This is a genomic window from Pseudomonas sp. LAMO17WK12:I10 (assembly GCF_900215185.1).
GTDB classification, from domain to species: Bacteria; Pseudomonadota; Gammaproteobacteria; order Pseudomonadales; family Pseudomonadaceae; genus Aquipseudomonas; species Aquipseudomonas chlororaphis.
The window spans coordinates 62,692-69,251 of record NZ_OBDX01000005.1 but is presented as its reverse complement, the minus strand read 5'-3'; the positions used below and the strand labels follow the sequence as shown (position 1 = coordinate 69,251).

At 63.8% G+C, this 6,560-nt stretch carries 4 protein-coding genes; 3 read left to right on the top strand and 1 reads right to left on the bottom strand.

Annotation, left to right across the window (positions count from 1 at the left end; all coding sequences use genetic code 11):
- Nucleotides 1-415 precede the first annotated feature (415 nt).
- Nucleotides 416-736 (top strand): hypothetical protein, encoded by a 321-nt coding sequence (locus tag CRO75_RS07965; protein WP_062824756.1) that lies wholly within the window; start codon nt 416-418, stop codon nt 734-736.
- Between the two features lie 217 nt (nt 737-953).
- Nucleotides 954-1,247 carry a hypothetical protein gene (locus CRO75_RS07960; RefSeq protein ID WP_062824755.1) on the top strand — a complete coding sequence of 98 codons (294 nt, stop codon included), beginning with the start codon at nt 954-956 and terminating at the stop codon, nt 1,245-1,247.
- A 102-nt stretch (nt 1,248-1,349) separates the two neighbouring features.
- On the opposite strand, the gene CRO75_RS07955 is transcribed toward CRO75_RS07960, so the two are convergent.
- Nucleotides 1,350-3,692, bottom strand: a complete 2,343-nt coding sequence (locus tag CRO75_RS07955; protein WP_097134924.1) for a GGDEF domain-containing phosphodiesterase — start codon at nt 3,690-3,692, stop codon at nt 1,350-1,352.
- A gap of 404 nt (nt 3,693-4,096) precedes the next feature.
- On the opposite strand from CRO75_RS07955, the gene lon reads away from it, so the two are divergent.
- Nucleotides 4,097-6,517, top strand: a complete 2,421-nt coding sequence (lon, locus tag CRO75_RS07950; protein ID WP_097134923.1) for an endopeptidase La — start codon at nt 4,097-4,099, stop codon at nt 6,515-6,517.
- Nucleotides 6,518-6,560: the final 43 nt, after the last annotated feature.

Here is a 6,560-nt window from a genome sequence, read left to right as displayed (position 1 = left end):
GGAGGTTTGGCGCAAGATCGGGAACCAAGGCCCTGCGGGCCTTATCGCAGCCTCGCGGGCTCGGCAGCGGCTACAGGGCCAATGTCGATCCGAGATCGGTGTGGCAATGGCTACAGCGAAAATTCCTACAACACGCGTCGACTCCCATCACCTTGTCCCGCCGGGCCCCGGACTCTATGGTTTGGCCTGTCACTGCAAACTCAGTGACAGGGTGTGGAAGCCCTTATATCGTTAGGCGCGCAAAGCAACGTGAGTCAGGCGTTTTTTCGCCTGCACTTTATGGTGGCTGTGCGTGGGGCACTCTCGAGTGCGCCGGGTGCCTAACGTCCCGGTCTTCCACACCTGCGTACAGCCGCCACCTGATTACGTGGAAGTGATTTCTGGCGACTCCGACTCATACGTTAGGAACAGACCAATGAAAAAACTCACTCCCGATCCACCCGCGCTCATCGACGACACCTCACCCCGCCGCTACATGGCCCTGACCAGCAACGACTGCACCATCCCCGCCTTGCTGATCGACACCGAGGCGCCATTGGATGTGCTGCACGAAGCCGCCGCTCACCGCATCCGCGCCGCGGCCCAGTTGCTGGAAAACCTCGCCAGTGACGCCAACCTGCACGGCAACCCGGCGCTGCTCCAGGATTTCGCCCAGCTCTGCGTCATCCCCCTGCGCGACGGTTGCGACCTGCTGGACGTACTCGGCCGGCGCCTGCAGGAACAACTGCTGAGCTGAACCTCGATCCGGGGCCGGCGACTCCAGCCGGCCCTGCGCCGACGCCGTCCTCAACCCGGTCATTGCAAAGGGACATTAGCCCATCTGTGCTAATCGACCCTCCCCCACCCCGGCGATATAGTGCCAACCACTCACTCGCTCTTCTCAACACCGCCGCTCTGCGGTGTCGGGGTCGGCTGCGCCGTAGAAAACACAACAATGCCAAGGAAGAATCACCATGAACCTCCACCCCACTGCTCGTCCCCTCGCCCTGCTCGGTATCCTGGCCCTCGCCCTGGGCGGTTGCGCCATTGCCAAACCCAGCAACGACGACCTCAAGAACCGCGCCCAGACCACCCTCGGCAAGCCCGTGACCACGGTCTCCAATGTGCGCAGCGACGCGTCCCAGACCTACTTCACTGCCAGCACCAGCAACGGCGAATACAATTGCGTATTGCCCAGTGGCGGCATGGTCGCCTTCGCCTCCATGGGCGGCGTCGTGGCGCTCCCCGCCGAGTGCACCAAGCAGTAAGCCGCGGCCCATCGCCGAGGGTTCATGGCGCCAGACTTCACACCGTGAAGCAGGGCCTGCAGATCTCTGGCTGCAGCGCCCGGTGCGGCCACACAGGGCTGCTCAGCTGGAAATCCGCGACTTCAGCAGCCAAGCCTCGAAGGCTGTGGCAGTCAGCGGCCGGCTGATCAGGTAGCCCTGGGCCGTGTCGCAATGCCAGCGCTCCAGCAGGCGCAGGCTGCGCTCCTGCTCCACCCCTTCGGCCACCACCTTGAGCCCCAGGTTGTGGCTCATCTCGATGGTGGAACGCACGATCACCGCGTCGCCGCTGGTTTCGTCGAGGTTGCGGATAAACGACTGGTCGATCTTCAGCTCCTGCACCGGCAGCCGCTGCAATTGCGCCAGCGACGAGTAGCCGGTGCCGAAGTCGTCCACCGACAGGCTGATGCCGCAGTCGCGCAGGCTCTGCAACACCTCCAGCGCCTGCTCCGGATGACGCATGATCGCGCTTTCGGTGATCTCGAAAATCAGCTGCTCGGCGGACAATCGATAACGCTGCAGCAACACGCTCACCCGCGCCGCCAGGTCGTGACCATGCAGGTCGTCCGCCGAGATGTTCAGCGACAACTGCAGATGCAGCCCGCGCATGTTCCATTCGGCCAGTTGCCGCATGCCCTCCTCGATCACCCACAGGGTCAGGCTGTTCATGCTGCCGGTCCGCTCGGCCAGGGGGATGAACTCCGCCGGCGAGACCATGCCGAACTCCGGGTGCTGCCAGCGCAGCAGGGCTTCGGCCTGGTGCACATGGCCGTGACGCAGGTCCAGCTTGGGCTGGTACAGCAAGAACAGCTCGCCTTCCGCCGCGGCCCGGCGCAGGTCGCGGATCAGTCCGATCTGGCGCTGATGGGCCAGGTCGCGATCCTGCTGGTAGATCTGCAGGTAACCGGGCTGGGCGGCCGCATCGTGGCGAGCGATGGCGGCGCGGCTGATCAGCTCTTCCGCCGATTGTCCGTCGGTGGGGTAGACCGCCACGCCGATGCACACCTGGCGCTGCACTTCATCGCCACGCAGGGGCTGCGGCCGGCTCAATAACGCATGGAGCCGGTCGGCCATGGCCACCGCGCCATCGATCTCGGTATTTTCCAGCAGCAACAGAAACTCGTTGGCGGTGATGCGCGCGGCGGTGTCGCCGGTGGACACCGTCTCCGACAGCCGCCGGCTGACTTCGCGCATCATTTGCTCCACCCCTTCCGGGCCCAGGCCTTCGTTGATCGCCCGATAGTCCTCGATGCCCAGGTACAGCAGCACCACCCTGCGCCCGGCGCTGATGGCGTTGCTCAGGCGCTCCATGGCCAGCGCCCGGTTGGGCAAGCCGGTCAGGGGGTCGTGCAGGGCGTTGTGGGCCAGTTGCAGTTCGCGGCTGGCAATCCCGCTCTGCATGGCGTTGATCGCCTCGGCCAGCAAGCCGAACTCGTCGGTGCGCTTGAGCACCACTGGCACCTGGTAGTTGCCGGCGCCGATGCGTTGGGCGGCATCGGCCAGCACATTCAACGGCCGCGACACCCGCCGCGCCATGAACAGGGCGCCGGCCAGCGACACCACCAGCGCCGCCAGGGCAATCACCAGGAACTCGCGGTCCAGCGGCGCGAAGGCCTGCAAGGCGTGATCCAGCGGGCTTTGCAGCAACGCCAGAACCTTGGGGTCGTCGGGATCGTCGGTATTGGCCAGTTGCAGGGCCTGATTGAGGAAGCGCTTGCCGTGGGCATCGCTCAACTGTGGTCGCGCGCGCCAGGACGCATTGCGCAGGGTGGTGATGATGGTCGCCCAGAAAATATCCGGCTGAGTGCTGAACAGCTCCCCCGCGCGCCCGTCCTGCAGGGTGAGGAAGGACACCTCCAGGTTGCTCATGGAGCGCAACTCGCTGGCGAACAGGTCGTCCATGCGAAACGCCATGACCACCCGATTCATGTGCATCGGCGTCAGTACCTGCCCCTGGACCAGCAGATAAGGCTGGCCCTTGAGCGCGACGATCAACATGCTTTTGTTCTGCCGCAGGGCCGTGCGCAAGGCTCGGTCGTAGGGGAAATGCTCACGCTCGGCGATCGCCCCCAGGGTGCTGGCGATCACCGTGCCTTCGGCGCCGAGCACGAACAGCTCGCTGCCGCGGGTGCCGGTACCATGCTGGCGCAGCGCCTCGAGAATCGCCCGCGAGTCGCCGCTGATCACCGCCTCACGGAACTGCGAGTCCACCACCAGCCAGTCCACGCCATAACGCAAGCGCCGACCGCGCAGTTCCAGCAGGCGTTCGAAGACCCGGGTGCCGGTTTGCAGCTGCACTTGCGCCTGGTTTTCCACCGCATGATTGGTCGCGGCCTTGACGGCGAAATACACCACCCCGATCACGATCAACAGCAACAACGCCAATACCCCAGTGATCCTTACCTGGAACGTATGGCGCCACTTCATGAGACGGCTCTCGTCGCCGCGACCTCACTGTTGTCGCCCCTGCACCCCCACGGCGACACCCGCCGCTCCCCGCTGAAAAGTCCTTTGATCATTACGCGTCCCTCTGGGCAGCTAAAGATGCGTCAAATAAATGCCTTTTCCCTGACAACATTTAGTCGGTCCAGATTAGACTGCCAAGAGAAGAAGATCACGCAATAAAATCAGGGGGTTCATAAAGTCATTTTTTTGTCACCGCCAATTTACCAACGCTCTTGCGCAGAAATGACAGCCTCACAATCAGCGCTTTGGAGGCTGCCCTGCGTTGCGGCGACAAGGACTGAAATAATTGATCCGGCCCGGGCACCATTGAAACCGCTCGTCACCTGCCCCATCTAACTTCGCATACCCCATTGCGCAGGTGCCCCATGAGCGACCAGCAAGAACTTCCTGAAACCATGAGTGAATACGCCGATCCGGAAAACCCCGAACTCCATACCTCCTCCGGCAAGGGTCTGGCTCTGCCCGGGCAGAATCTGCCGGACAAGGTCTACATCATCCCGATCCACAATCGGCCGTTCTTCCCCGCGCAAGTCTTGCCGGTGATCGTCAACGAAGAACCCTGGGCCGAAACCCTGGAGCTGGTGAGCAAGTCCGAACACCATTCCCTGGCGCTGTTCTTCATGGACACCCCGCCGGAAGACCCACGCCATTTCGACACCTCGGCCCTGCCGCTGTACGGCACCCTGGTCAAGGTGCACCACGCCAGCCGCGAGAACGGCAAGTTGCAGTTCGTGGCCCAGGGCCTGACCCGCGTGCGCATCCGCACCTGGCTCAAGCACCATCGCCCGCCCTACCTGGTGGAGGTCGAATACCCGCACCAGCCGAGCGAGCCGACCGACGAGGTCAAGGCCTACGGCATGGCACTGATCAACGCGATCAAGGAACTGCTGCCGCTCAACCCGCTGTACAGCGAAGAGCTGAAGAACTACCTCAACCGCTTCAGCCCCAACGACCCGTCGCCGCTGACCGACTTCGCCGCCGCGCTGACCTCGGCCACCGGCAACGAACTGCAGGAAGTGCTCGACTGCGTGCCAATGCTCAAGCGCATGGAGAAAGTCCTGCCGATGCTGCGCAAAGAAGTCGAGGTCGCGCGCCTGCAGAAAGAGATTTCCGCCGAGGTCAATCGCAAGATCGGCGAGCATCAGCGCGAGTTCTTCCTCAAGGAACAACTCAAGGTCATCCAGCAGGAGCTGGGCCTGACCAAGGACGATCGCAGCGCCGACATCGAGCAGTTCGAGCAGCGCCTGGCTGGCAAGGTCCTGCCTCCTCAAGCGCAAAAGCGCATCGTGGAGGAAATGAACAAACTGTCGATCCTCGAGACCGGCTCGCCGGAGTACGCGGTCACCCGCAACTACCTGGAATGGGCCACCGCGGTGCCCTGGGGCGTGTACGGCGAGGACAAGCTCGACCTCAAGCATGCGCGCAAGGTGCTGGACCAGCATCACGCCGGGCTCGACGACATCAAGAGCCGGATTCTCGAATTCCTCGCGGTCGGCGCCTACAAGGGCGAGATCAGCGGCTCCATCGTGCTGCTGGTGGGCCCGCCCGGCGTGGGCAAGACCAGCGTCGGCAAGTCCATCGCCGAATCCCTGGGCCGGCCGTTCTACCGCTTCAGCGTCGGCGGCATGCGTGACGAGGCCGAGATCAAGGGCCACCGCCGCACCTACATCGGCGCCTTGCCGGGCAAGCTGGTGCAAGCGTTGAAAGACGTCGAGGTGATGAACCCGGTGATCATGCTCGACGAGATCGACAAGATGGGCCAGAGCTACCAGGGCGACCCGGCCTCGGCGCTGCTGGAAACCCTCGACCCGGAACAGAACGTGGAATTCCTCGACCACTACCTGGACCTGCGCCTGGACCTGTCGAAAGTGCTGTTCGTGTGCACCGCCAACACCCTGGATTCGATTCCCGGCCCGTTGCTGGACCGGATGGAAGTGATTCGCCTGTCGGGCTACATCACCGAGGAAAAACTGGCCATCGCTAAGCGCCACCTGTGGCCCAAGCAGCTGGAAAAGGCGGGTGTGTCCAAGGCCAACCTGAGTATCAGCGACGCGGCCCTGCGCGCGGTGATCGATGGTTACGCCCGCGAGGCCGGCGTGCGCCAGCTGGAGAAACAGCTGGGCAAACTGGTGCGCAAGGCCGTGGTGCGGCTGCTGGAAGATCCGGACGCGGTGATCAAGCTCGGCACCAAGGACCTGGAAGCCTCCCTGGGCATGCCGGTGTTCCGCAACGAGCAGGTGCTCAGCGGTACCGGGGTGATCACCGGCCTGGCCTGGACCAGCATGGGCGGCGCCACGCTGCCGATCGAAGCCACGCGGATTCATACCCTCAACCGTGGCTTCAAGCTCACCGGGCAATTGGGCGATGTGATGAAGGAGTCGGCGGAAATCGCCTACAGCTACGTCACCTCGCACCTCAAGCAGTTCGGTGGCGATGCCAAGTTCTTCGACGAGGCATTCGTCCACCTGCACGTGCCGGAAGGCGCCACGCCGAAGGATGGCCCGAGCGCCGGGGTGACCATGGCCAGCGCCCTGCTGTCGCTGGCGCGCAACCAGCCGCCGAAAAAGGGCGTGGCCATGACCGGCGAGCTGACCCTGACCGGGCATGTCCTGCCCATCGGCGGGGTGCGCGAGAAGGTCATCGCGGCGCGCCGGCAGAAGCTCTACGAGCTGATCCTGCCGGAAGCCAACCGCGGCCACTTCGAAGAGCTGCCGGACTACCTCAAGGAAGGCATCACCGTGCACTTCGCCAAGCGTTTCGCCGATGTGGCGAAAGTGCTGTTCTAAACGCGGATCTGTAGGAGCAGCGTCGACCGGCTGCTCCTACAAC